The organism is Luteimonas aestuarii (assembly GCF_004357985.1).
Lineage (GTDB): Bacteria > Pseudomonadota > Gammaproteobacteria > Xanthomonadales > Xanthomonadaceae > Luteimonas > Luteimonas aestuarii.
In genome coordinates, this window is the sequence record NZ_SMTF01000003.1 from 372,571 (window position 1) to 396,529 (window position 23,959).

Below are 23,959 nucleotides of genomic sequence, written 5' to 3' on the forward strand. Positions count from 1 at the left end.
TCGAATAAGGCATCGCACTATCTCGGGACTGGTATAGCTATGTATCGACACTAATGCCCCTTATCATGTACTTTCGATCGGCTAACTTGGCTCGATTGTCAAAGACCACCCTAGAGAGCTCACCAATTTGGTGCTGTAGCGACGAGGGTTGTTCGACCCCCGCGCCACAAGAGGACCTCGCAGCACGCCCCTGACATCTGGGGAGTGTGGCCAGATGCGGTTATCCTAGGGCCCAGTCGGACGTGATAGGGGACCTCCGCCGTGTCATCGACCGCCGCCTTCCAGAAGCCGCGGTGGCTTCGTGACCTCCTGCGCTTCCTGCCGCTGAAGAGCCAGTTCGTGTTGTCGGGCAATGTCGGCGACCTGCAGGCCAGCGAAGTGTCGCCGGGCGTGGTCACGCCGCAGGCATTCTTGGTGCACCTGCGCGATGCGCTGCTCGACGCCGGCTACGGCCAAGTCGTTGCGTGGGATCCGCGTGCGGGATTCCGGGTGTTGGCACGGCCCGGTGCCGACGCCGCCGACGGCGAGGTACTGCTGCGCGAACTGGGGCTGACGCCGGTCGAAGGCGCAGCCGTCGCCGGCCCTGACCTGCTTGGCGAGACGCTGCCGCGCCTCGTCGACCGCAACGGCGATCCGGTCGCGCTGGTCGTCGACTTCGCGTCGCGCCTGGTCGTGCGCAACGAAGGTCTGAGCGCCGCCGAGCATCGCTTGTTCACCCAAGCGCTGGTGCTGTCGCACCAGGCGCGCGCGCGTCCCGCCGGCGAGACGCGCAAGCCGTTCTTCAACACCGTGTTGTGGATCGTCGACAAGGAGGGCGACCTGCCAGACTGGTTGCTGGTCGACAACCCGCGGCTGCGCCACATTCCCGTGTCCAAACCCGACCTGCCGGCGCGCCGCGCGATCGCGGCCAGCCTGCTGCGCGGCCTCGAAGGCGGGCGCGATGCCGATGCGGAGGCACTGCAGCAGGCCACCGACGCCTTCGTCGACGGCACCGAGGGCCTGCTGCTGCTCGACCTCAACGCGATCGCGCAGCTGGCGCGGGTCGAAGGCGTGCCGATGGCGCGCATCGGCGACGCGGTGCGCCGCTACAAGGTCGGCGTCACCGAGGATCCGTGGTTGAAGATCGATCGCGGCCGGATCCGCGAGGCCGACGGCTTCATCCAGCGCCGGGTCAAGGGCCAGACGCACGCGGTCACGCACATGCTCGACTTGGTCAAGCGCGCGATGACTGGCGTCGGCGCCAGCCGCAAGGGCAACCGTCCGCGCGGCGTCGCCTTCCTAGCCGGGCCCACCGGCGTCGGCAAGACCGAGCTGGCCAAGACCGTCACCAGCCTGCTGTTCGGCGACGAGAGCGCCTACATCCGCTTCGACATGTCGGAGTTCAGCGCCGAGCATTCCGACCAGCGCCTGATCGGCGCCCCGCCCGGCTACGTCGGCTACGACGTCGGCGGCGAGCTGACCAACGCGATCCGCGAGAAGCCCTTCAGCGTGGTCCTGTTCGACGAGATCGAGAAGGCGCACCCGCGCATCCTCGACAAGTTCCTGCAGATCCTCGACGACGGCGTGCTGACCTCGGGGCGCGGCGACCGCGTCTATTTCTCCGAGGCGCTGATCGTGTTCACCTCGAACCTCGGCATCTACCGCAGCGACGAGACCGGCGCGCGCGTGGCCAACGTGCTGCCGTCCGATCCGTTCGAGGACGTGCAGCGCAAGGTCGGCAGCGAGATCGAGCGCCACTTCAAGCTGGTGCTGAATCGTCCGGAGATCCTCAACCGCATCGGCGAGAACATCATCGTATTCGACTTCATCCGCGAAGACGTCGCCGCCCAAATCTTCGAGCAGATGGTCGACGCCACGCTCGGCGACCTGCGCGAGCAACAGTTGGAGGTCTCGCTCGCGGCGCCCGCGCGCGACGCCCTGCGCGCGCTGTGCCTGGCCGACCTGTCCAACGGCGGCCGCGGCATCCGCAACCAGCTTGAGGCCTACCTGATCAACCCGCTGGCGCGCGCGCTGTTCGACCAGGACGCGCAGCCGGGCCAGCGCTTCGCCATCGCCGAGCTGTCGCCGGAGGACCTGCGGCTGGTGGCCGCTTGAGCGCGACGCTCGACCTGTCGCGGGTGCATTTTCCGGTGACCGCACTCGGGCCCGGGCGCCGACTGGGCGTCTGGTTCCAGGGCTGCAGCATCCGTTGCCCGGGCTGCATCTCCGCCGACACCTGGGGATCGGGACGCGGCCGCACCACCGTCGCCGAATTGCTGGACCGGGTGCAGCCGTGGCTCGCCGACGCCGACGGCGTGACGATCTCCGGCGGCGAACCCTTCGACCAGCCGGACGCGCTGCTCGCACTGCTGGCGGCGCTGCGGCAACGCACCGACGTCGACGTCCTCGTCTACAGCGGCCATTCACTGGAACGGCTGGCGCCGTTGCTGGCGCGTGCCGACGGCCTGATCGATGCGCTGATCTCCGATCCGTTTGCGCAGCACCAGCCGCAGACCCGCGCGCTGCGCGGCAGCGACAACCAGCGGCTGAGCCTGCTCACCGCGCTGGGGCGCGCACGCTTCGCGGCCTTCGAGCGCCCGCTGCGGCCGGAGGACAAGGTGCTGGACCTAATGCTCGACGACGACGGCAGCGTGTGGATGGCGGGCATCCCGCGCCGCGACGACCTGCTGCGTCTGCGCGACCTGCTGCGCGACCAGGGTCACCGCCTGCAGGTGAGCGCCGACGTCTCGACGCGCGACGCGCGTGGAGCGCCGCACGCGTGATGCGCTTCTGCCCCAACTGCGAGACCGAGCGGCCGCTGCACGAGCTGTTCTGCGAAGGCACGGTGCAGGGGCGCGCCTGCGACTGGGATCTGGCCGGCGAACTGATCCACGCCCCCGGCTGGCGGCCGCAGCCGGTGGTGACGCGCGAGGCGGTGCAGGCAGATTCCACGCCCACAATTGATGCCGACGCGCCGCGTTGCGGTAACGGCCACCCGATGCAGCCCGGCGACCTGATGTGTCTGGAATGCGGCGCCGAACCGGCGACCGCGCCACCTACGGCCGCCATCGAAGACGTGCCACCCGCCGACACCGGCACTGCTACAGGCGACGGCGAAACCCGCATCGATGGCTGGTGCCTGCTGCGCGAGATCAGCCGCACCGACGACGCGCGCGAGCGCTATCTCGCGCAGCACGACGACGGCCGGCAGGCGATCCTGACTCTGTACCGCGCCGGCGCCGAACCCGATCCGGCGATCTACGCCGTACTTCGCCGGCTTCCGCGCGAACACGTGCCCGAGTTCATCGCCACCGGCCGCTGGAACGACCGCGCCTACGAAGTCGCCGAAGAGCTCACCGGCGGCACCCTCGCCGGCCTGGGCGTCGTCGTCCGCGACCTCGACACGGTGCGCCACGTTGTACGCGAACTCGGCCACGCGTTGCACGCATTCGGCGAGGCCGGGCTGCGCCACCGCGACCTGCGCCCCGGCACGCTGCTGGTGCGCCAACGCGAGCCGCTGGACCTGGTGATCAGCGGGTTCGGGTCGGCACGACTATCCGAATACGATCTCGACATCGTGTCGCCGCTGGAGATCAGCCGTTACATGGCGCCGGAGGCCATCGCCGGCGGCGTCGCCGCCGCGTCGGACTGGTGGAGCCTAGGCATGATCCTGCTCGAGCAGGCGACGCAGGGCGCCTGCTTCGAGGGTATCCATCCCAACGCTTGGCTGATCCACGTGCTCGCGCACGGCGTGCTGCTGCCGGACGACCTTGACCCGCAACTCGCGCTGCTGCTGCGCGGCCTGCTCGCGCGCGACCGTCACCAGCGCTGGCAATGGCCCCAAGTGCGCGGCTGGCTCGACGGAGAACCGGTCGATGCACCCGCCGCCGCACAGGCCGAGCAGGACGTTGAGTCCGGCGCCACCCTCGCCCTCGGCACGCGTCGCTTCCACACGCCCAGGCTATTCGCGCTCGCGGCAGCGGAAGAACAACACTGGCCGCAGGCGCTGGATCACCTACTGCGCGGCGCGCTGGTCACCTGGGCCGAGCAGACCGGGCTGCCGCCGAAAGCGCTCGCCGGCCTGCGCCAAGTCGCGCGTCACGAGACGCTGGAAGACGACTTCCGCCTGATGGTGGCGCTGAAACTGCTCAACCCCGACATCCCGCTAATCCACCGCGGCCGCATCGTCACGCCTGGCTGGCTGCTCGAGCATCCGCTGGACGGCTACGCGCTGGTCACCGGCCCGGTGCCAGACCTACTCGAGTCGCTGGGCAGCGAGAACTGGCTGTGGCGGTTGAAGACCCGCGCCGGCTTGGTGCGGGAACGCGCCGGCCACAACGACATCACGCTCGACGAACCGCAGCTACGCATCTACCTGCTGTCGACCTCGCGCGCGCTGTTGGCCGCGCAGTGGCAGGAACGCCAGCGCCTGCTGCCCGACAGCGAGCATCCCGGCATCCGCACCTTGTCCGACCGCCGGCTGCTGGCCGAGGAGGACCTGATCGTGCTGCTCGCCGCGGCGCTCGACCAATTCCGTTCGTTGGATGCGTTGCTCGACGAGGCCGCACGGCTAGCGAAGGATGCGGACGTGCCGCGGTTCGACGCCGACGCCGCGCGTGCGCAAATGCAGCTCGATCGCCCCACGCTGTTCCGCACCGTCGACGAACGCATCGCCGGTTTCGCACGCTGCGGCCTGAAACGCCTCGACGACTGGGCCGACCAGTTCCGGTTGGAGCGGCGCATGCCGCTGGCGCGCGCGCTGGTGCTGCTGGCGGTGCCGGCTGACAACTGGCGCCAGCCGCAGAAGCAGCAGTACGTGTCGCAGATCCTCGATTTCTTCGAGAAGAAGGTCGCCACCACCGTGCTGCGTGGGCCACTGGTGCGGATGCAGCTCGGCAAGACCACCGCCCGAATCGATCTGCACGAGCTCGACACCGATCGACGGCCGGCAGCGGCTCTGCTCGATGCGCTGCTGCAGCGGCAGGCGCGGACCATCGCGCTGGATCCTGCCGCCTTCGCCGCGAACCCGCTGATGGAACAGCGCCTGCACGGCCTGCACCGGCAGAGTTCGCTGTACAAGCGCGACACCGGCATCGACGGCTTGCACCTGGGCTTTCCGTTCCTGCTGACGCGCGACGCCCGCGGCAACACCCGCCCCCGCGTGGCGCCGCTGTTGCTGTGGCCGGTGAAGCTTCAGCTTGAAGTGGGCACCCGCGGCCAGGCCTCGCTGGCGTTCGACAGCGAGCGCGAAGAGGTCCGTCTCAATCCCGCGCTGGAAGCGCTAGTCGGTCTCGAGGCCCTGAAGGCGTGGCGACGGATTGCCGACGAACTGCTCGGCCGCTCAGCGCTGAAGGCGTCCGATGTGATGGATGCGTTCGGCGTGCTGGCCGATGCGCGCACGCGCGTACTCGAAGCACTGCCGCCGGCCACGACCGACGTGCGCCCGCGCCACGACCAGCTTGCCTGCGCCGCGGTGCTGTTTCACGTGACCTTCCTCGGCCAGGCGCTTGGCGAGGACCTGCGCCAGCTCAAGACGCTGGCGCCGGCCGGTACCGGTCTCGAGACCGCGCTGAGGCTCGGCACCGCCAGCCCGGCGCAGCTGCCCACGCCACCACCGGAGCGCGAGCGCTTCTTCACCGCCCCCAGCGATCCCTCGCAGGAAGCGGCCGTGCTGCAGGCGCGCCAGGCGCCGGGTCTGCTGGTCGAAGGCCCGCCCGGCACCGGCAAGAGCCAGACCATCGTCAACATGGTCGCCGACGCGATCGGTCGGCAACGCAGCCTGTTGATCGTCTGCCAGAAGCACGCCGCGCTTGAAGTTGTGCACAAACGGCTGGTCGCCGAAGGCCTCGGCAGCCGCGTGGTGATGCTCAACGACGTCAATCGCGACCGCGAGCCGGTGATCCGCGCCGTTCGCGAGCAACTGGAAACTCTTTTCGCGTCCGAACCCACGGCGGCGCCGTGGCGGCACGACCGCGAACGCGTTGCCGCGCGCATCGAGGCGCTGGAAGGCGAACTCGACCGCTTCCACGCCAGTCTGCACGAGGTGGATCCGCGCACCGCGCTGAGCTACCGACAACTGCTCGGCGAACTGATCGCCCTTGACGCAGGCACACCGCCGCTGGAGTTCCCAGCACTGCGAGCGCGGCTGGCCGACCTCGACATTGCCGGACTGACGCGGCTGGAGGAAGCCTGCGCACCGCTGGTGCGGCTGTGGCTGCCCGCGCGCTATGAGGGTAGCCCGCTGTCGCACCTGCAGCCGTTCCCGGCAGACGCAGCGACGCTGCAGTCGTTCGAACACGCGCTGCGAAAGTTCGAAGCCGCCGAGACCGCGCGCCGCGCCGCGCTGCAGGCGCATCCCGCTGCATTCGACCTAGAGGATCCCGCACCACATCGCGACTGGCTACAGGGCTCGGCGCGTACGCTGCTGGCGCTGAGTGAAGGCCAGCGCACCCGGCTCGCGCGATGGCTGCCGCTGTTTCGCGACGCAACGGCCGGCGGCGACAGCGCCGGCACGCGCACGCTCGCGTCACTGGAACGGATCGAGCACCAGTTGCGGAAGTCTGCGATCGCCGATCACGCACCGCAATGGTCACCCGCACTGAGTGCATTGCCAGCGCCTGCACTGGACCGCCTGGTCGCGCATGCCGGGCATGTACTGCGCGCGACGTCATGGTTCGCGAACTTCAACCCGCTGCAGATCCTTCGCCGTCGCAACGTTGCCGCATTTCTTGATCGCCACGGCGAACGCACGACAGATCCTGCACGGGTCACAGCGCTGCTCGCTGCCGCACGACTCGAAACGCAATGGCGACCGCTGCGCAGCGAGTTCGGCGTGCTGCGCCAGTTGCTGGGGCTGTCGCCACCGACTGCCGACAGCGGCCCGACACTGGCGACGCAGGTCGCCGATACGCTCGACAAGCTGCGCGAGGCAAAGGCACTCGCGGATGCCATCGCACAAGCCCCGCGCGCCACGCCGCTGGAGGCTGCGGTGCGGGACGGCACGCTGCCTGCGCTGCAGGCCCTTCTCTCCGACACCGAGGCTGCACTGACGCGACAGGCCGCGCGCCAGCACAGCCGCGATAGCCTGCAACGGCTCGCCGACTGGGCTGATGCCGACTGGGTTGCGCAACAGCGCCACGCCATCGACCAGGGCCACGACACCCACGCCTCGCTCGCCGACATCGCGCAGGCGCTGCCGCAGCTAGCGGCCTACCAGCAGTTCCGCGTGCGCGCGACCGCTCTCGGCGCCGACGACCTCGCGTTCCTCGCCCAGTTGCGCGAACACGAGGCGGTGCTGGACTGCGTGCCCACTGACCGGCTGGAGGCCGAGGTTCGCCGCCTGCTCAACCGCGAGGCGCGCCTCGGCTGGAAGCTGCGCATGGAACGCACGCAGCCGGCGCTGCTGCTCGACCCGGACGAGGCCAGCGCCAAGGTCGCGGCGCTTGCGCAAGCTGACGCGCAGATGCGGCAGCTCAACCGGCAATTACTCGCCGACGGCATCGACCGCGAGCTGCTAGGCACGCGCAAGCAGTGGGAAGACGTCACTCGCCTGACTGGACGCCGCTCGCGGCGCCTGCGCGAGTTCCTCGAACTAGGCGCTGGCCTCGGCCTGATGCACCTGCGCCCGGTGTGGCTGATGAATCCCGACGTCGCTAGCCGCGTGCTGCCGCTGCAGGCGAGCCTGTTCGATACCGTCATTTATGACGAGGCCTCACAGATGCCGGTCGAGTACGCGCTGCCGACGCTGTTCCGTGGCCGCGTAGCCATCGTCAGCGGCGACGAGAAGCAGATGCCGCCGACCGCGTTCTTCTCCAGCCGCGTAGAGAGCGACGAGGCAGAACTGTTCGACGGCGAGACGCCGGACGAGGATGCGGAACAGGAAGTCCACGCCCAGTTCGAAGAGACCTGGAACCGCCGCGAGATCAAGGACTGCCCCGACCTGCTGCAGCTCGCGCGCGGCGTACTGCCCACGACCACGCTGGAGATCCACTACCGGTCCGCGTACCGCGAGCTAATCGGGTTCTCCAACGCAGCGTTCTACGGCGATCGCCTGAACGTTCCGGTCCGCCATCCGCCGGCCAAGGTCCTGGCGGAGCGGCCGCTAGAACTCATCCGCGTCGACGGCCTCTACCAAGAACAGACAAACCCGCAGGAGGCGGACCGCGTCGTCGACTACGTGGCGCAGCTGTGGCGCGACGCCGGCGCCCCCCGCCCCACGCTGGGCGTGGTGACCTTCAACCGCAAGCAGGCGGACCTGATCGAGGAGAGAATGGAGCTGCGCGCCGAGGAGGACGAAGTGTTTCGCAAGGCCTTCGTCGAGGAACGCGACCGCAGCGAGGCCGGCGAGGACATGTCGGTGTTCGTCAAGAATGTCGAAAACGTACAGGGTGACGAGCGCGACGTCATCGTGTTCTCGTCGACCTTCGGCCGCAACGGACAGGGCACGTTCCGTCGCAACTTCGGCGTGCTCGGGCAGACTGGCGGCGAACGCCGGTTGAACGTCGCCGTGACCCGCGCGCGCCGGAAGGTGGCGATGATCACCTCGATGCCGATCACCGACGTGTCCGACATGCTCGGTACGCAGCGTCCGCCGGCCAGTCCCCGTGACTACCTGCAGGGCTATCTCGAGTACGCGCGCGCGGTGTCGTCGGGCGAGTTCAACGGCAGTCGCGCCTTGCTCGCCCGGCTACAGACCGACCGCCGCGAGGCGCGCGCCACCCGCGCCGCGCAGGGCGACGGCTTCACCGCCGCGGTCGCCGCGTACATCGAATCGCTGGGCTGGACGCCAATGTCCGCCAACGAAGGCGACACCTTCGGGCTCGACTTCGCGATCGAGGACCCGACCACCAAGCTCTACGCGATCGGCATCGAATGCGACAGCCCGCGGCATCCGCTGCTGCGGCAGGCCCGCGCGCGCGAGATCTGGCGCCGCGACGTGCTGCGTCGCTCGGTGCCGCACCTACACCGTGTGTCGTCGCAGGGCTGGCACCGCGACGGCGACGCCGAACGCGAGGCCTTGAAACGCGCGATCGAAACGGCCCTGGCCGGCAATGCCACCCCCACCGCCCCCTTCAACGAGGCCGACCCGGCATGAGCGGCCCCAAAGTCGTCCGCATCGTCACCCGCGAGGAAATCCTCGCCATTTGCGAAGGGCATCTGCGCCGGCTCGAACAGGCGTTCGAGCGCTGGCAGGCCCAGGCCACGCGGATCGGCGAAGTCAGCGCCGCCGAGGTCGCCGTGACCCGTGCGCGCCACGACAGCCTGCGCCAACTTCTTCAGGACGACCAGTTGCTCGCGCTACAGAAGGAAGTGCCCGAGGAGATCGCTTTCCTCGCCCGCGACCTCGCCGAGCGCGAGGAACGGGCCGTGGACAAGGCCGCGCGCGTACGCCAGTCCAGGCGCAACCTGCACGACAACGCCGCCACGCTGCTGCGCGCGCTCGAGACCGCCACCTCGCCGGCCGATCCGTCGCTGGTCGATGCGCTGCGCGCGATCGCCGCGGGCAGCGCGCACGCCGATGCCGACGCCGTCGTCGCACGCGGGTTCGCGCAGCTCGCACCGGCGAACCCGGTGGACACGCTGAGCGACACGCAGCGCGCCCTCGCCGACGCACTGCAGGTCGAGCACGCACGCCCCGGCCGCTGGATCGCCGAAGACCACGCCGCCCGCGAACCGCGCCTCGACCGCATCGACCAGCACATCGCCCGCCTGCAGACCTTGCACGGTGACGCCAGCGCGGAACCCTTCCTTCGCCGGCTTGAAGCGATCGAACGCGACCCCGCCGACCCGCGCCGCAACATGCTGCTCGACAGCCTGGTCGTCGACCTCGCCGCCACCGCGGCCGACTGGCAAGCACGCCGCGAACGCATCGCGACCCTGCGCACTCTCGCGGCCGAAGCGGAGACCCTACTCGGCACCTCGGGTACTGAACTCTCCGCACAGGTTGCCGCCTGCCTCGCTGCGCCCGACCCCAACCTGGCGCAGGTGGAAGCACTCGTGCAGAAATACACCGATGCCATCGCGCAGGAACTGCATCGCCGCGCCGCCATCGCCCGCCGCCGCGCCGTCCTCGAAGGCCTGGCAAGCCTCGGCTACGAAGTGCGCGAAGGCATGGAGACCGCCTGGGCCGACGCCGGCAGCGTGGTCCTGCGCAAGGCCACGACCCCGGGCTACGGCGTCGAAGTCGGCGGTCGCGCCGAAACCGGCCGCCTCCAGGTCCGCCCCGTCTCCCTAACCGACACCCGCGACCCCACCCGCGACCGCGACATCGAAACCATCTGGTGCGGCGAATTCACCCGCCTCCGTTCCATCCTCGCCGATCGCGGCAGCGAACTCACCATCGAAAAGGCATTGGCTATAGGCGAGGTGCCATTGAAGGTGATCGAATTTGACGATAGCGATGGCAGCGAAGCCACTAGATCGAGCACTAGAAATTCAAGCTGAGTCGACAGATTTGGTCGATGCTGACGGACACAGATGAGCGTCCTATCGAAGGAATCTCTCAGGCTTTGGGCAACCGTCCCTACCCTCGATAAATCTTTCTAATCTCTCTCTGTCCGCTTCCGGCCAATAGCAGACATCGGCTCGGTGGATGCTTCCGACCCCAATCGGAAAGTGACCTAGGGATCCTCTGAACAACAGCCCCGCCCGAATGATGCGCAGCAATCAATCCACTGGCCTCGAACCGAACACATGAATCCTTGTGAGTTAGGCCTTTTCAGGCCGCAATCACCTGAACAACTGCCTTCTTTCGGCTCTGCGGACGCACCTTCCCTGCGATCGCCAGCAATCGCTTGCGCGCCATCCACAGGTTCGACAACGCGAACAGCGTGGCCACCTGTGCGCCATTCTTCGCCAGACCGCGGTAGCGCACCTTCGTGTAACCGCCCGAGAGAGCCGAAACCATCGTGTCAGCGATCCGGCGTGAGGACGCAAGTGCACGAGTGACGTTTGCCAGAGAGTTGTCTGTCGAGTTTCAGGAGGTCGTCCTGAAGGCTGCAGCACGACCTGGCCCATCGGATGACATCCAACCGTTTCCGGAGGGCCTGCGCGCTGGGAATAACTCCCAGGCGTATCGTGCGCACAGCTACCATACGAAAGTCCCACCCGAGGCTATTGAGAAACTCATTCGCCATCACACGAATGAGGGGTCGCACGTAGGGCTGTGTGACCCCCATCCTGCAGCGTGACCTGATTGGGTCAAGGCCGAGTTGTCATGCAGGAAGTTTGGCTGCAAGAAGTTCGACCTTCTCGATATTGGGCGGAGAACTGAGCAAGGTCGCTGCGTTGGCCATCAAGGCCGCGGCGATCTGGCCGTTCAGATGTGCCTGGCGACCTGCCTCATCGGCAAATGCATCGAACACACCAAACGTCGAAGGGCCAAACTTCAATGCGAACCAGGCCGTGGTGCCGGACTCGGCGTTGGCGAGCGGCAGTGCGCTGGCCAGGAAGTCGGCAAGCGCAGCCTCCTGGCCGGGTTTAGCTTCGAGGCGAACAAACAGGGCGAGCTTGGTCATGCTGTATTCCTTTGGGTAAATGGAAAAGTGGGTGAAGGGATCGACGAGACTGCAGTCTAAGTCTTCATGACAGACATCTCTATTGTCAATAATGACAACATTGATATCATTGCTGCCATGAAACTCCACCTCCTTGTTTGTGATGGCGTGTTTGATCTGGGGCTTGCGGCACTCACTGACACAGTGGGCTTAGCCAATGCGATGGCGGGCTCGCTGCCACAGGCTCCCGCGCACATAGAGCTCACGCTGGTGGGCGTGCGGCGTCGCATCCGAACTGCGCAAGGCTTGACGGTCCCCGTGGTCACTGCGCATGGTGTGCCCGAACCAGACGTCGTGCTCGTGCCAGCGTTTGGCGACAAGATGCCTGACACGCTCTCGGCTCGACTCACACGCCCCGATGTGCCCGACGCGGTCGCGGCGCTACAGCAGTGGTCCACCGCTGGCGCGCACCTTGGTGCCGCTTGCTCCGGTAGTTTCTTGCTTGCAGAGAGTGGCCTGCTTGATGGGCATCGTGCGACGACGTCATGGTGGCTGGGGCCGATGTTTCGGCAGCGCTATCCGCACGTCACTCTGGACGAGTCACGCATGATCGTGAACTCGACACGCTTCACCACCGCGGGTGCCGCTTTGGCCCACGTCGACTTGGCCTTGCGCATCATCCGAGGGCGCAGTCCGGCGCTGGCGGCCCTGGTGGCACGCTATCTGCTGGTCGAGACACGCAGTTCGCAAGCCGAGTTCGTGATTCCCGACCACCTTGCGCATGCCGACCCGATGGTGGAGCGCTTCGAGTGCTGGGCCAGACGTCGGCTCGCGCAGGGGTTCTCGCTGGCCGAGGCGGCCAGCGCTGCGGGCACAAGCGAGCGCACCTTGGCGCGGCGGCTGCAAAGCGTTTTGGGAAAGACACCGCTGTCGTATTTCCAGGACCTGCGCGTGGAGCATGCAGTCCATCTCTTGCGCACCGGGAACGCCAGCGTCGACCAGGTCGCCGCACAGGTCGGGTACTCGGATGGGGTGACCCTGCGGGCCTTGTTGCGCCGCAAGCTGGGCCGGGGTGTCAGGGAGTTGCGACGCGGTGGATGACCAAAGGCGTTTGGTGCATGTACGGCTGGAGACAGCCGCGAAACTGTCGGAAGCAAAGGCTTGCCCACTTGCGTATACCACATCGTGCGTTGGGTGCAAAAGCACCAGCCTTGCCAAAATTGTCTTCAGTGACCTTTCAAAGGTCAGAGTATTGGGAATACTGTTAGCTTTACCACTGTTTTCTGTTCACTAATCTGGGTTTTCATCCACATGCTATTCAATCCACTTCAAGTAGGTTCTCTCACCCTGCCCAACCGCATCCTTCTGGCACCACTGACACGCGCCCGTGCCGACGCTGGCCACATGCCCAACGCGCTGATGGCCGAGTACTACAGCCAGCGAGCCGCCGGCGGCCTGCTGATTTCCGAATGCACCATGGTGGCGCCCGGTACATCGGCCTTCGTCAATGAGCCTGGCATCTACAACGACGCGCAGATTGCAGCCTGGAGGCAGGTGACCGACGCGGTGCACGCCAAGGGCGGACGCATCTTCATGCAGATCTGGCACGCTGGCCGCGCAGCCTACCCTGGCGCTGTCGATGGCGCCCCCATTGTCTCCAGCAGCGCCACCGCTATTGAGGGTGAGATCCACACGCCCCAAGGCAAGGTGCCGCACGCGGTGCCCCGCCCCCTGACCGTCGAAGAGATTCCCGGCATCGTGGCTGCGTTTGCTCAAGGCGCACGCAACGCCATTTCCGCCGGCTTTGATGGTGTGGAAGTACACGGCGCCAACGGCTACCTGATTGACCAGTTTCTGCGCGACACGCCCAACCAGCGCACCGATGCTTACGGCGGATCGCTGGAAAACCGTGCACGTTTGCTGTTCGAGGTACTCACTGCCGTGACCCAGGCGATTGGTTCCGAACGTGTGGGTCTGCGCCTGTCGCCCCTCAACAGCTTCAACAGCATGAAAGACAGCGACCCGCTGGCCCTCATCGGCTTCGTGGCCGATAGGCTCAATGCCTTCAAGCTAGCCTACCTGCACGTGATGCGCGCCGATTTCTTCGGCGTGCAGAAGGCCGATGTCATGCCCGTAGCGCGTGAAAAGTACAAGGGTGTGTTGGTGGGCAATATGGGTTACAGCGCTGATGAGGCAGAGGCAGCTATTGCCGAAGGTAAGCTTGACGCTGTGGCCTTTGGCACCGCCTTCCTGGCTAACCCGGACCTGCCCGCACGCATCAGGGCCAAGGCACCGCTGAACGCGCCTGACTCCACCACGTTCTACGCAGGTGGCGCCAAGGGCTATACAGACTATCCGACACTGCAGGTCGCGTAAGTCACCGCCCCAGAAGACCGAAGAAACGAGCCACTTTATACCCAAGGCTCTACCCTTCGATCTCGCGAAGCTGTGAGCTGCGAACACGTCATCAACGTGCTGGCACGCTTGCAGGCACAGCCCCTGCCCGAGACAGTTGCGACCATCCTGCAGGTGAGCCAGCCCCCCTAGCCGACACGGCGCGCTACGCCGGTATGGGCGACGGCGCAAACGTGCCGTCGGTCGCTACCACGGTGCCCCACATGTCGAGGTTGAAGCCGCCGTTGGCGTCCTTGCGGGCATTGGCGAGGGCCTGCTTGAGCTGCTGCCAGTTCGGCAGGCCGTCGCATCCATCGCCGGCATGCGCGGAGAGGGGCAGTAACAGCGAAGAGCACAGCAGGGCGAGTACGGGGAGTTTCGTCACGGTCATGGCTCGGGTTGTAGTGAACCTGACGGCGGGCATTCCGCGCTCGGGTTCGGGGTGGTGTGCGGGGTGAAAGGAATTGCCGGTCACGAATGCCGGGCCTGCCGGAATGCCGGCGCCTTCTGGCCATCCCAATCGAGGTCGACGGCCACCTGGGCCTGCGCGCGGTGGCGTTCGAGCGCGTCGATGTCGAGATCGGCGATCGCCCACGTTTGCCCGCCGCGGGTCGTCGCGAGGATGCCGTCATCGGGAAAGCCGTGGTCCATCGGCGCGTAGATCGTGGCCTCGCCGGTATTCGTATCCAGAGCCGGACTCCAGTCGGCGGTCCCGGTGGTTACCGCCTGCGCTACGAACATCCGGTTCTCCAGTGCGCGCGCCATGCAGCCGACGCGCACCCGGGTCGCGCCCGCCTGCGTGTCCGTGCAGCTCGGCACCAACAGCAGACGGGCGCCGGCTTCGCGTTGGGCGCGCACGGGCAAGGGGAATTCGCTGTCGTAGCAGACGGCGATGCCGGCGCGCACGCCCGCCAAGTCGAAGACTTTGAGTTCGTCGCCGCCCTCGATGACGCCAGCGTCCCGCTCGAATCCGGTCAACTGCAGCTTGTCCTGATAGCCGCGCTTGCCGTCCGGGGCGAACCACCACGCGCGGTTGCGATAGCGTCCCGGGGCGACTTCGGTCAGGAACGTGCCGGCCTGGATGACCAGGCGCAGCTCGCGCGACAGGTCGGCGTACAGCGCCAGCCACTCGGATTGCAGCGTTTGCAGCGCGGCCAGCGAAGCGTTCAAGTCGCGGCTGATTTCGGGCGCGAACGTTGACGCCAGTTCGAGCGACAGGTATTCAGGCAGCACGGCCAGTTCGACGCCGGCACCGCATGCTTCTCTCAGAATCTGGCGCTGGTGTGCGGCAAAGGCCTCGAAGTCGGCGGGGTTGCCAACCGCGTACTTGGCGACGGCGATCTTCATTGCCCGGCCTCCAGCGGACGCAGCCACATCGTCAGCGTCTGCTCGGATTCGTGCGCTTCGCCGAGTTGTTTCCACGGCAGGCTTACCTGCATGTCCGGCTGCCGCGTGTACCCACGGCGGGTCCAGAACACGTCGTTGCCGCGATAATCGGCCGGCCGCCGTGGATCATCGCTTGCCCGATTCACCGATGCGAACGAGGTCCAGCGGATGCCACCCAGCGAACGGGCATGCGCCTCGCGCTCATCGAAGAAGCGATGCCCAAGGCCCTGTCCGCGGAACGCCGGGAGCAGGACGGATTCACCGCAGTAGAACACCTCCTCCACCGGGATGCCTCGGTCGAGGAACGGCGCCTGGAAGGCCGGTTCGGCTTCGCCTAGCGGCAATCCGGTGGACGCCCCCACCACCTCGTCGCCGGTGAGCACGAGCACGAGCACGCTGCCTGCCGAGCGGGCATAGGTGGCGAGGTAATGCTTCTCGTATTCGGTGTCGCCCTCGTACAGGTAAGGAAAGCTGCGGAAGACGCTCGCCCGCAGGCCTGCCACGGCATCGAACCATTCGGCAATGTCCGGTCCACGACGAACCAGCACCTGCACGTCGCTGGTCATTTCAGGCGTCCCCTCCAACCTGTGCGATCCAGTCGCCGAGGTTGTAGTAGTTGGTGACACGAGCGATCTTGCCATCGCGGATGTCGAAGAACGCGCCGCCCGGCAGCACGTAGCGCTGGCCTTCGGCTTCCGGCAGCCCCTCGTCGGTCACCTTGTATTCACCATGCACCACGTACTCCGCGCCTGCACGCAGGCCGTCGGCGCTGACCATCACCACGATCCCGCGCAGTTGCTCGCCATAGCAGCGGTCCATGCGCTGCAGGAAGGCGCGGAAGGCTTCGCGACCGACCTCACGAGCACCCTGGTTCAAGTCGTGCGCGACGTCATCGGTCAACATTGACAGCATGGCCTCGCGGTCGCCGCGGTTGAAGGCGTCGTAGTAGGCAGTGATGAGAGTGTCAGCGTTCATTCGCGTTCCTTATTGGGTTGTTCGGAGCGGAGCATTCCGGGGTGTTGTCAGTCTGGGCAACCGCGCCGCCCTTGTATATGGAATTGTTTCGATTTTATAATTTCACAATCTGGAACAATCAACGAGCAGCGAAATCGGCCATGAGGCGTGCGTCATGAACAAAGAAATGGAACTACTGCGCATCTTTCGGGTGGCGGCCGAAAGCAGCAGTTTTCGCGATGCGGCCGCCCGGCTGGGGACTTCTCCGCAAGGTGTAACCCGTGCCATCCAGCAACTGGAGCAACACTACGGCGAGGTGTTGTTTCATCGAAGCACGCGCCAGGTGCGCATCAGCGCCTTCGGCGAAGGGCTGCTAGACCGAGTGCGCCCCGCATTGGAGCGGTTCGAGGATCTGTGGCGAACGCCTGGCTCCGACCAGCAGGCCTCTCTGTCCGGTACGGTTCGCATCACCGCACCGCACAGCTTGGGCACCAGAGCGGTGCTACCGGCACTGGAGCGCGTGGCCGAGCGTCATCCCGGCATCACGCTGGATGTGCGCCTGTCCGATCGCATCAGCAATACGGTTGACGAAGGGATTGACGTCGGGATCAGGGTCGGATTCATGCGCGATAGCCGCTTCGTCGCACGCAAGGCCGCCGACATGAGACTCCCCATCGTTGCCGCTCCGCGCCTGATCAAGAAAGTGGGCGTACCTGCAAAAATCGATGCGCTAAGCAGCCTGCCAGTTACCGTGGCCTTGGATATCAATACCGGCCGTCCCTGGCCTTGGCACTTCAAGGCGGGACGCCAGTGGACACCTACCGCACCCACTCTCGTCGCCGACAATGCCGACATGGAAATGGGAGCGGCGCTGGCCGGGATCGCGTTCGCGCAACTGGCGGACTACATGGCCGCCCCCTACATTGCCAGCGGGAAGCTCGTGCAAGTGCTGGAGAACGAAGAACCTCCGGCATGGGGGTTGTACGTCTATCGGCCTCAGCGTGGCCCAATTCCGGGAAGGGTTCGAGCGGTATTTGATGAAATGCTGGTCGCCGTTGGATCGTTGTCAGCTTTGCCCTGACGCGTCGCAAGACTCTGTAGGGCACACACCTTGGAAAGCGGGGCACTGAGGCTCGGTGGCTCACCCCTCCGGTTGAATGGTAATCCCCGGTTAAGCATGTTGCCCTCCTATTTGTTCCATATTCAGGAATAGCTTAATCCAATCATTTCCATTTATTGAGACCAATCATGGGACTAAGATTTGTTCACCGTCAGGTTAATCAGCCATGGCGAAATACAAACCCGCCGATGAGGTTCTCAACATGAGCAATAACATTTCTGGAAAAGTTGTCGTTATCACCGGCGCCAGCAGTGGCTTGGGCGAAGCGACTGCACGCCACCTTGCTGCGCTTGGCGCGCGCGTAGTGCTGGCCGCACGCCGCAAAGATAAACTCGACGCATTGGTGACTGAGCTGACCAATGCAGGTGGTCAGGCAATCGCGTATCAGACCGATGTCACCTCTCAGGAAGAAGTCAAAGCGCTCATTCAAGGTGCCGTGGACACCTACGGGCGCATTGATGTACTGGTCAACAATGCCGGGCTGATGGCGATTGCACCGCTCAGTGATGCTCGCACTGACGAGTGGGATCGCATGATCGATATCAACATCAAGGGGCTGCTGTACGGAGTCGCGGCTGCATTGCCGGTCTTCCAGAAACAAAACAGTGGCCACTTCATCAACATCGCATCGGTTGCAGGCCTGAAGGTATTCAGCCCTGGCGGCACGGTGTACAGCGGCACCAAGTTTGCTGTGCGGGCCATCTCCGAAGGACTGCGTCACGAAGTCGGTGGCAGCATTCGCACCACGACTATCGAACCGGGTGCCGTGGACTCCGATTTGAAATTCGGCAGCACCCACCAACAGAGCCGCGATTTCGTGGTGGACTTCTACAAGCATGCAATCCCCGCTCAATCCGTCGCTCGGGCTATCGCCTTCGCAATTGAGCAGCCTGCTGACGTGGATATTAACGAGATCGTTCTGCGCCCAACCGTGCAGGAATTCTAATGAGTTGAGGGCCTGCCGCTTCGGCGTCAGGCCCCGCTTATATCGAGTGAAAAGCTGTGTGAATCGCCCCCTGGTTCTGTAGCTACCAGATAACCGCGTTTGGCCGGTTTGAGTTTGTTGCATCAGATGGGTGTCGGCCAATAGCCGCCATTGTGTTCCCGGTGATGCTTTGCCTGCGCGTAGTCCGATGCAGCAAGGAAACCCCCAGGTGTTGTTCGAGCATTTTTACCTGCTTTCCCACCAACTGAGGGGATAGGTTGAGGTCATCCGCAGCAGCGCTGAATGATCCCAGCTCTAACGAACGTAGCCATCTGGGTCGGGCGATACATTAAAAACTCTCTGTTTCAAGTATTACGCCATAGTAGGCCTTTATCCGCTACCAACCAATGATTACATTTTATTCACTCTTCGATTAGCCGCAGACCTTTCCTGCGCACTTCGAAGCCCATTCAAAAACGAGGTATCCGCAATGGCACGCATTGTCAGAATCCATGAGTACGGTGACGCCAGTGTTCTGAAGCTGGAAAATTTGGACGTATCGGCACCGGCGGCAAACGAGGTGCAGATTGGCGTCAAAGCGATTGGCTTGAACCGAGCCGAGGTGATGTTTCGCAATCACGCATACCTACAGGAAGCCGAGTTCCCTAGCCGCCTGGGCTACGAGGCCGCAGGCATCGTGGTTGCAGTGGGTAGCGCAGTAACCGGGATCAAGGTGGGTGATGCAGTCGCTCTCATCCCGCCTCTGGACATCGCCCGTTGGGGCACCTACGGAGAGATGGCCAATGTACCTGCTCATCTGGTGGTGAAGAGCCCCGAGAGGTTGTCCTTCGAAGAGGCTGCTGCGTCCTGGATGCAGTACGTCACCGCCTGGGGTGCACTCATCGAGCAGGCCAAACTCGGGCAACACGACTTTGTCCTTGTCACCGCGGCATCAAGCAGTGTTGGTCTGGCTGCCTTCCAGATAGCACGTATGGTCGGCGCCACACCAATTGCAATCACGCGAACCCGTGCGAAGAAACAGGCCCTTCTGGATGCTGGTGCCGCGTATGTGATCGTGAGTGACGAAGAGGATATCGTCGAGCGCGTGATGGAGATAACGGCCGGACAAGGCGCCCGCGTTGTGTTCGACCCGGTTGGCGGGCGGTCCTTCGAGCCCCTCACGCAGAGCATGGCCCGAGGTGGCATTCTGCTGGTATACGGTGCACTCAGCTCGGAACCGACGCCATTCCCGCTGTTTACCGTGCTGGGCAAAAGCCTAACCCTCAAGGGCTATCTCTATGCAGAAATTGTGGCCGACCCAGAAGTCCTTGAAAGTGCCAAGGCGTTTATTCTGCAGGGGCTGGAGTCTGGAGCACTGAGCCCGATAATCGCCAAGACCTTCCCTCTAAGTGACATCCAGGAAGCCCATCGTTTCCTTGAGACCAATCAGCAGATTGGAAAGATCGTGGTGACAGTCTAATCGCCATTTCTGGGGCTGAGAGCAGAATCTTTCGGCCCCAGTTCAACCCGTCCAACTGGAGTTACCAGGATTTAGTGGACACCTGAGCGGCGGGACCGATGTGCCGCTTCGAACTCGATGGGACTAACGCCACCGAGGTAGCTGTGCCGACGGATCGGATTGTAGAAGCCTTCGATGTACTCGGATACGTCCAAGGCAGCCGTTTGGCGGTCGTGCACACTCCGACGGTCGGTACAGCCTCACATGGCGGGACCGCACGCATCAAGGACAAGCGGCCTCTCAGAAGCAGGCCAAGCCCTTCATGACGCGATGGGTCGCTGCTCGGGGAACTCAATCGCCTATGCGTCTTGGCCACAAACCACCCTCCACTCTCGTGCCCTTGGCCGACTTCCTCCGCGATTACGACAAGGGGAGCTTCTGAGCATTGGTGCGCCGCCACAGGAGTCTGGTTCAGTGGCCCGCTCCCCGTGGACGGCCGCCCTATCCCCGATAAACATCCCTAATCCCCTGCCCTATCGATGTTCGCTTCCGGCCAAAGCGGCCTACGATCACGGCGCCGGTATCGTTTACTCGGCGCCCCAACGGCTAGCTGTTGCTGAGCGATTTCAGGTCAGCGACGAACTGCTCGGGATGCGGTGGGTGTGGTAGACCATGACCAACGGGGGCATCCTCCGCCGCGCGAGGAAATCGCCCGGCGCGCGCCGCAATGACAACGTGTACGTACGGGCCACGTGGAGATTCCGGGCGACCCTGGTGATCGTGAGGCGACAGGCTTCGGCTGGCCGGACCCGCGCGCACAGCAGACAATGGTCGCCATGAAACCCCGCGACAGACCGGCCGAAGCCACGCCGGACCTGAGGAAATACGCCTGGCTGGCCATCGTGACCGCGGTGCTGACGGTGCTGCTCAAGGGCAGCGCCTGGGCGATCACCGGCTCGGTGGGCCTGCTGTCGGACGCCGCCGAATCGATGGTCAACCTGGTGGCCGCCATCGTCGCCCTGGTCTCGCTGACCATCGCCGCCCGGCCGGCCGACGACGACCACCACTTCGGCCACAGCAAGGCGGAGTATTTCTCCGCCGCGCTGGAAGGGATCATGATCTTCGTCGCCGCGGCCTCGATCATCTACCTGGGCATCGATCGCCTGCTCAACCCCCGGCCGCTGGGATCGCTCGGCATCGGCCTCGCCGTTTCGATCATGGCCGCCGTCCTCAACGGCATCGTCGGGCGGATCGGATCAAGGTCGGCACGCGCCACCGCTCCATCACCCTGCGCGCCGACGGCAAGCACCTGATGGCCGACGTGTACACCTCGGTCGGGGTCGTGGTGGGCCTGGGGTTGGCGTGGCTGACAGGCTGGAACTGGCTGGATCCGGTGATCGCGATCCTGGTGGGCGTGAACATCCTGGTTGTCGGCTACCGGCTGATGTCCGAATCCGCCTCCGGCCTGATGGACGCGACCCTGTCCCCCGAGGACAACGCCCGGATCCAGGCCATCCTGGACGCGCACGCCGAACCGGGCCGGATCGAATTCCACGCCGTGCGCACGCGCGAGTCCGGGGCCCGCCAGTTCATGGAGATGCACATGCTGGTGCCCGGCGACTGGACGGTGCTGCGCGGGCATGACGCCATGGAAGACCTGGTGGAGAAGATCGTGGCGGAGTTTCCCGCCATGCGCGTGACCGGGCACCTGGAACCGGTCTCCGATCCCCGCAGCTACGAAGACATGGCCCTGTAGCCGAAAAGCGGGAGGCGACGTTGGGTCAGGCAGGCGACGAAGACCCGCGGCTCGATCCCCCGTGCGTTGTCACTGTATTCATCCGGAGTTTATATCCGCACGTATACTAAGGCGCATGCCTTTCCGCGCGCTCCTGATGCGGTTGTTCCTGGTCGTTGCCTTGCTCGCCAACGGTCCGGGCATCGCTGGCGCGTCCATGCACATGGAGCACGTGCGCGACTCCGCCGGTGACGTCACCTCGGCACCGACAGCAGCCGAGGCCATGGCGGCCTGCCATGGAGGAGCAGCGGCTGCTACGGGGGCCAATGAACACCATCACCCCCAGGCCACTGACGAGGCCGGAGCGGTATCGCCGTGGGACGACTGCTCTGAGGCGGGTAATTGCTGCCCCTGCATGCACCATTGCGCAGCGGCGCTCGCCGGGTCGGCACTCGCCGATTTCACCATCCGGTACCGGCACACCGCCGAACCGTTCCTGTCGGTGCACGCGTCCGCGGCCCTGACCAATCTCTTCCGACCTCCGATCGGCTAAGTGTCCCTGCGCGCCTTCCGAGGCGCTGATGGATCCTGTCCGCTGCTCCGCACTGACAGGGTAACGCTCGTCCCGCGAGCCTTCGACCTTTCCCGGAGTTCCCATGTCATCCGATTCTTTCGGCCGTGCCGAGGGGCTGTCTGCCCCGTCGCGCCGCCGCTTCGTCCAGGGCCTTGCTGTTGGCGGGGCCGTCGCAACCTTGGGCCTGTGGCCCCGTTCCAGCTGGGCCGTCAAGGCCGAGGGCCTGCCCAACGTGCTCTCGGGCACCGAATTCGACCTGACCATCGGCGAGACGCCGATGAACTTCACCGGCGCCACGCGCCCCGCGATCACAGTCAACGGATCGATTCCCGCACCCTTGCTGCGCTGGCGGGAAGGCACCACCGTCAACCTGCGGGTCCGCAATGCCCTGCCCCGCGGCTCGATCCATGGCGAGCAGGCGTCGATCCACTGGCACGGCATCCTGCTGCCGGCCGACATGGACGGCGTGCCCGGGCTGAGCTTCAACGGCATCAACCGTGGCGAGACCTACCAGTACCGCTTCAACGTCGTGCAGGGCGGCACCTACTGGTACCACAGCCATTCCGGCTTCCAGGAGCAGGCCGGTCTCTACGGGCCACTGGTGATCGAGCCGCTGGAACCCGAGCCCTTCGCCTATGACCGCGATTACGTGGTCATGCTCAGCGACTGGACCGACCTCGATCCGAAGCGCCTGTTCGCCAGGCTCAAGAAGCGGTCTGACTTCGACAACTTCTCCAAGCAGACGGTCGGCGACTTCTTCGACGACGTGAAGCAGCACGGCCTGGCCGCTACGGTCGAGGACCGCAAGATGTGGGGCCAGATGCGGATGACGCCGACCGACCTGTCGGACGTCAACGGCAACACCTATACCTTCCTCATGAACGGCACGACCTCGCTCGGCAACTGGACCGGGCTGTTCCGGTCGGGCGAGAAGGTCCGCCTCCGTTTCATCAACGGGTCGGCAATGACGTACTTCGATGTGCGCATCCCGGGCCTGAAGATGACGGTGGTCGCGGCCGATGGACAGTACGTCCGCCCGGTCACGGTCGATGAGTTCCGCATCGCCACCGCTGAAACGTTCGACGTCATTGTCGAGCCGACCGGGCAGGATGCGTTCACCATTTTTGCCCAGGACAGCGGCCGCACGGGATACATCAGCGGAACACTCGCCGTCAGGGAAGGCTTGCGGGCGCCGGTGCCGGACGTCGACCCCAAGCCACTCCTCACCATGGACGACATGGGCCACGGCGGGATGGGTGGCGGCGGTCACGACATGTCTTCGATGTCGCACGGTGCGATGGCCGGCGGTGCCATGGCCGGAATGGACCACAGCGGTCACGACATGTCGTCGATGGCAGCAGGCACGGCCGCCGGAGGGAGCATGGCCGGGATGGACCACGGTGCCGGCGGGATGCAGGAGCATCCAGCCACCGAAACCGGCAACCCGCTGGTCGACATGCAGACGATGGCCCCTGTGCCGAGACTCGATGATCCGGGCATTGGCTTACGCGACAACGGCCGACGCGTACTGACCTACGGCGATCTGCGCAGCACGTTCCCCGACCCCGACGGGCGCGCGCCCGGCCGCACGGTCGAGCTGCACCTGACCGGTCACATGGAGCGCTTTGCATGGTCGTTCGATGGAGTGAAGTTCGCTGACGCCGAACCCCTGCGTCTGAAGTACGGCGAGCGCATGCGAGTCGTCTTGGTCAACGACACGATGATGTCGCACCCGATCCATCTGCACGGCATGTGGAGCGACCTCGAGGACGAGTCCGGCAACTTCATGGTGCGCAAGCACACCATCGACATGCCGCCTGGTACGAAGCGGGCCTTTCGCGTGCGCGCCGACGCGCTGGGTCGCTGGGCGTTCCATTGCCACCTGCTTTACCACATGGAAGCCGGCATGTTCCGCGAAGTGCGGGTGGAGGAATGAAC

18 protein-coding genes and 2 pseudogenes are annotated in these 23,959 nt (G+C 65.3%); 13 read left to right on the forward strand and 7 right to left on the reverse strand.

What is annotated here, in order from left to right; all coding sequences use genetic code 11:
- Positions 1-261: 261 nt before the first annotated feature.
- The 4 genes from E2F46_RS06665 to E2F46_RS06680 are packed head-to-tail and all read left to right on the forward strand — an operon-like array spanning position 262 to position 10,422.
- Complete coding sequence (locus E2F46_RS06665; protein ID WP_133321303.1) at positions 262-2,094, forward strand: AAA family ATPase; 1,833 nt, start codon at positions 262-264, stop codon at positions 2,092-2,094.
- The gene (locus E2F46_RS06670; RefSeq protein WP_133321304.1) at positions 2,091-2,762 is read left to right on the forward strand and encodes a 4Fe-4S cluster-binding domain-containing protein; all 672 of its coding nucleotides are present in this window, start codon (positions 2,091-2,093) and stop codon (positions 2,760-2,762) included. Before E2F46_RS06665 ends, E2F46_RS06670 begins: the two co-directional genes overlap by 4 nt.
- Complete coding sequence (locus E2F46_RS06675; protein WP_207949535.1) at positions 2,762-9,073, forward strand: AAA domain-containing protein; 6,312 nt, start codon at positions 2,762-2,764, stop codon at positions 9,071-9,073. The genes E2F46_RS06670 and E2F46_RS06675 overlap by 1 nt, the downstream gene beginning before the upstream one ends.
- The gene (locus tag E2F46_RS06680; RefSeq protein WP_133321306.1) at positions 9,070-10,422 is read left to right on the forward strand and encodes a hypothetical protein; all 1,353 of its coding nucleotides are present in this window, start codon (positions 9,070-9,072) and stop codon (positions 10,420-10,422) included. Before E2F46_RS06675 ends, E2F46_RS06680 begins: the two co-directional genes overlap by 4 nt.
- Before the next feature lie 770 nt (positions 10,423-11,192).
- Here E2F46_RS06680 and E2F46_RS06690 read toward each other — a convergent pair.
- Complete coding sequence (locus E2F46_RS06690; protein WP_007182542.1) at positions 11,193-11,495, reverse strand: putative quinol monooxygenase; 303 nt, start codon at positions 11,493-11,495, stop codon at positions 11,193-11,195.
- A gap of 201 nt (positions 11,496-11,696) precedes the next feature.
- Between E2F46_RS06690 and E2F46_RS17850 the strand changes: the two are divergent.
- The 3 genes and pseudogenes from E2F46_RS17850 to E2F46_RS06700 all read left to right on the forward strand — a co-directional run.
- Positions 11,697-12,143: pseudogene (locus E2F46_RS17850) on the forward strand (type 1 glutamine amidotransferase family protein); the annotation flags it as partial.
- A gap of 123 nt (positions 12,144-12,266) precedes the next feature.
- Positions 12,267-12,575, forward strand: a complete 309-nt coding sequence (locus E2F46_RS17855) for a helix-turn-helix domain-containing protein (RefSeq protein ID WP_202935623.1) — start codon at positions 12,267-12,269, stop codon at positions 12,573-12,575.
- Positions 12,576-12,785: 210 nt separating this feature from the next.
- Entirely contained in the window at positions 12,786-13,850 is a 1,065-nt protein-coding gene (locus E2F46_RS06700; RefSeq protein WP_133321309.1) for an alkene reductase, read from the forward strand.
- 184 nt (positions 13,851-14,034) lie between these two features.
- Here E2F46_RS06700 and E2F46_RS06705 read toward each other — a convergent pair whose 3' ends face one another.
- The 4 genes from E2F46_RS06705 to E2F46_RS06720 all read right to left on the reverse strand — a co-directional run bounded on the left by E2F46_RS06705 (position 14,035) and on the right by E2F46_RS06720 (position 16,229).
- A complete protein-coding gene (locus E2F46_RS06705) occupies positions 14,035-14,259 on the reverse strand; it encodes a hypothetical protein (RefSeq protein ID WP_207949536.1) in 225 nt (74 codons plus the stop codon).
- An 80-nt stretch (positions 14,260-14,339) separates the two neighbouring features.
- The gene (locus E2F46_RS06710) at positions 14,340-15,215 is read right to left on the reverse strand and encodes a carbon-nitrogen hydrolase family protein (protein WP_133321310.1); all 876 of its coding nucleotides are present in this window, start codon (positions 15,213-15,215) and stop codon (positions 14,340-14,342) included.
- Positions 15,212-15,820 carry a GNAT family N-acetyltransferase gene (locus tag E2F46_RS06715; RefSeq protein ID WP_133321311.1) on the reverse strand — a complete coding sequence of 203 codons (609 nt, stop codon included), beginning with the start codon at positions 15,818-15,820 and terminating at the stop codon, positions 15,212-15,214. Before E2F46_RS06715 ends, E2F46_RS06710 begins: the two co-directional genes overlap by 4 nt.
- Before the next feature lies 1 nt (position 15,821).
- Positions 15,822-16,229, reverse strand: coding sequence for a ketosteroid isomerase-related protein (locus tag E2F46_RS06720; RefSeq protein ID WP_133321312.1), 408 nt, complete (start codon positions 16,227-16,229; stop codon positions 15,822-15,824).
- A gap of 154 nt (positions 16,230-16,383) precedes the next feature.
- Here E2F46_RS06720 and E2F46_RS06725 point away from each other — a divergent pair, with 154 nt between their 5' ends.
- Both E2F46_RS06725 and E2F46_RS06730 read left to right on the forward strand, forming a co-directional pair.
- Positions 16,384-17,289: a LysR family transcriptional regulator gene (locus E2F46_RS06725; RefSeq protein ID WP_133321313.1), complete on the forward strand. Its 906-nt coding sequence runs from the start codon at positions 16,384-16,386 to the stop codon at positions 17,287-17,289.
- A gap of 205 nt (positions 17,290-17,494) precedes the next feature.
- Positions 17,495-18,274, forward strand: coding sequence for an SDR family oxidoreductase (locus tag E2F46_RS06730; RefSeq protein WP_243720331.1), 780 nt, complete (start codon positions 17,495-17,497; stop codon positions 18,272-18,274).
- Positions 18,275-18,356: 82 nt separating this feature from the next.
- Here the strand turns inward: E2F46_RS06730 and E2F46_RS06735 are convergent, their stop codons facing one another.
- Positions 18,357-18,599, reverse strand: a complete 243-nt coding sequence (locus E2F46_RS06735) for a LysR family transcriptional regulator (RefSeq protein WP_207949544.1) — start codon at positions 18,597-18,599, stop codon at positions 18,357-18,359.
- Positions 18,600-18,743: 144 nt separating this feature from the next.
- Between E2F46_RS06735 and E2F46_RS06740 the strand changes: the two genes are divergently transcribed.
- Positions 18,744-19,733 carry a zinc-dependent alcohol dehydrogenase family protein gene (locus tag E2F46_RS06740; protein ID WP_133321314.1) on the forward strand — a complete coding sequence of 330 codons (990 nt, stop codon included), beginning with the start codon at positions 18,744-18,746 and terminating at the stop codon, positions 19,731-19,733.
- Between the two features lie 71 nt (positions 19,734-19,804).
- Here E2F46_RS06740 and E2F46_RS06745 read toward each other — a convergent pair whose 3' ends face one another.
- Positions 19,805-19,951 carry an IS3 family transposase gene (locus tag E2F46_RS06745; RefSeq protein WP_425599806.1) on the reverse strand — a complete coding sequence of 49 codons (147 nt, stop codon included), beginning with the start codon at positions 19,949-19,951 and terminating at the stop codon, positions 19,805-19,807.
- A 597-nt stretch (positions 19,952-20,548) separates the two neighbouring features.
- On the opposite strand from E2F46_RS06745, the pseudogene E2F46_RS06750 reads away from it, so the two are divergent.
- The 3 genes and pseudogenes from E2F46_RS06750 (at position 20,549) to E2F46_RS06760 (ending at position 23,957) form a co-directional block, all read left to right on the forward strand.
- Positions 20,549-21,468 (forward strand): annotated as a pseudogene (locus E2F46_RS06750) (cation diffusion facilitator family transporter).
- A 115-nt stretch (positions 21,469-21,583) separates the two neighbouring features.
- Complete coding sequence (locus E2F46_RS06755; protein WP_133321315.1) at positions 21,584-22,000, forward strand: CopL family metal-binding regulatory protein; 417 nt, start codon at positions 21,584-21,586, stop codon at positions 21,998-22,000.
- A 103-nt stretch (positions 22,001-22,103) separates the two neighbouring features.
- Entirely contained in the window at positions 22,104-23,957 is a 1,854-nt protein-coding gene (locus E2F46_RS06760; protein ID WP_133321316.1) for a copper resistance system multicopper oxidase, read from the forward strand.
- The last annotated feature ends 2 nt before the right edge of the window (positions 23,958-23,959 follow it).

What these genes read in the sequence shown, in the direction of transcription:
- E2F46_RS06675 (WP_207949535.1), top strand. Translation starts at nt 2,762, where the DNA reads ATGCGCTTCTGCCCCAACTGCGAGACCGAGCGGCCGCTGCACGAGCTG.
- E2F46_RS06680 (WP_133321306.1), top strand. Translation starts at nt 9,070, where the DNA reads ATGAGCGGCCCCAAAGTCGTCCGCATCGTCACCCGCGAGGAAATCCTC.
- E2F46_RS06690 (WP_007182542.1), bottom strand. Translation starts at nt 11,495, where the DNA reads ATGACCAAGCTCGCCCTGTTTGTTCGCCTCGAAGCTAAACCCGGCCAG.
- E2F46_RS17855 (WP_202935623.1), top strand. Translation starts at nt 12,267, where the DNA reads ATGGTGGAGCGCTTCGAGTGCTGGGCCAGACGTCGGCTCGCGCAGGGG.
- E2F46_RS06700 (WP_133321309.1), top strand. Translation starts at nt 12,786, where the DNA reads ATGCTATTCAATCCACTTCAAGTAGGTTCTCTCACCCTGCCCAACCGC.
- E2F46_RS06705 (WP_207949536.1), bottom strand. Translation starts at nt 14,259, where the DNA reads ATGACCGTGACGAAACTCCCCGTACTCGCCCTGCTGTGCTCTTCGCTG.
- E2F46_RS06710 (WP_133321310.1), bottom strand. Translation starts at nt 15,215, where the DNA reads ATGAAGATCGCCGTCGCCAAGTACGCGGTTGGCAACCCCGCCGACTTC.
- E2F46_RS06715 (WP_133321311.1), bottom strand. Translation starts at nt 15,820, where the DNA reads ATGACCAGCGACGTGCAGGTGCTGGTTCGTCGTGGACCGGACATTGCC.
- E2F46_RS06720 (WP_133321312.1), bottom strand. Translation starts at nt 16,229, where the DNA reads ATGAACGCTGACACTCTCATCACTGCCTACTACGACGCCTTCAACCGC.
- E2F46_RS06725 (WP_133321313.1), top strand. Translation starts at nt 16,384, where the DNA reads ATGAACAAAGAAATGGAACTACTGCGCATCTTTCGGGTGGCGGCCGAA.
- E2F46_RS06730 (WP_243720331.1), top strand. Translation starts at nt 17,495, where the DNA reads ATGGCGAAATACAAACCCGCCGATGAGGTTCTCAACATGAGCAATAAC.
- E2F46_RS06740 (WP_133321314.1), top strand. Translation starts at nt 18,744, where the DNA reads ATGGCACGCATTGTCAGAATCCATGAGTACGGTGACGCCAGTGTTCTG.
- E2F46_RS06755 (WP_133321315.1), top strand. Translation starts at nt 21,584, where the DNA reads ATGCCTTTCCGCGCGCTCCTGATGCGGTTGTTCCTGGTCGTTGCCTTG.
- E2F46_RS06760 (WP_133321316.1), top strand. Translation starts at nt 22,104, where the DNA reads ATGTCATCCGATTCTTTCGGCCGTGCCGAGGGGCTGTCTGCCCCGTCG.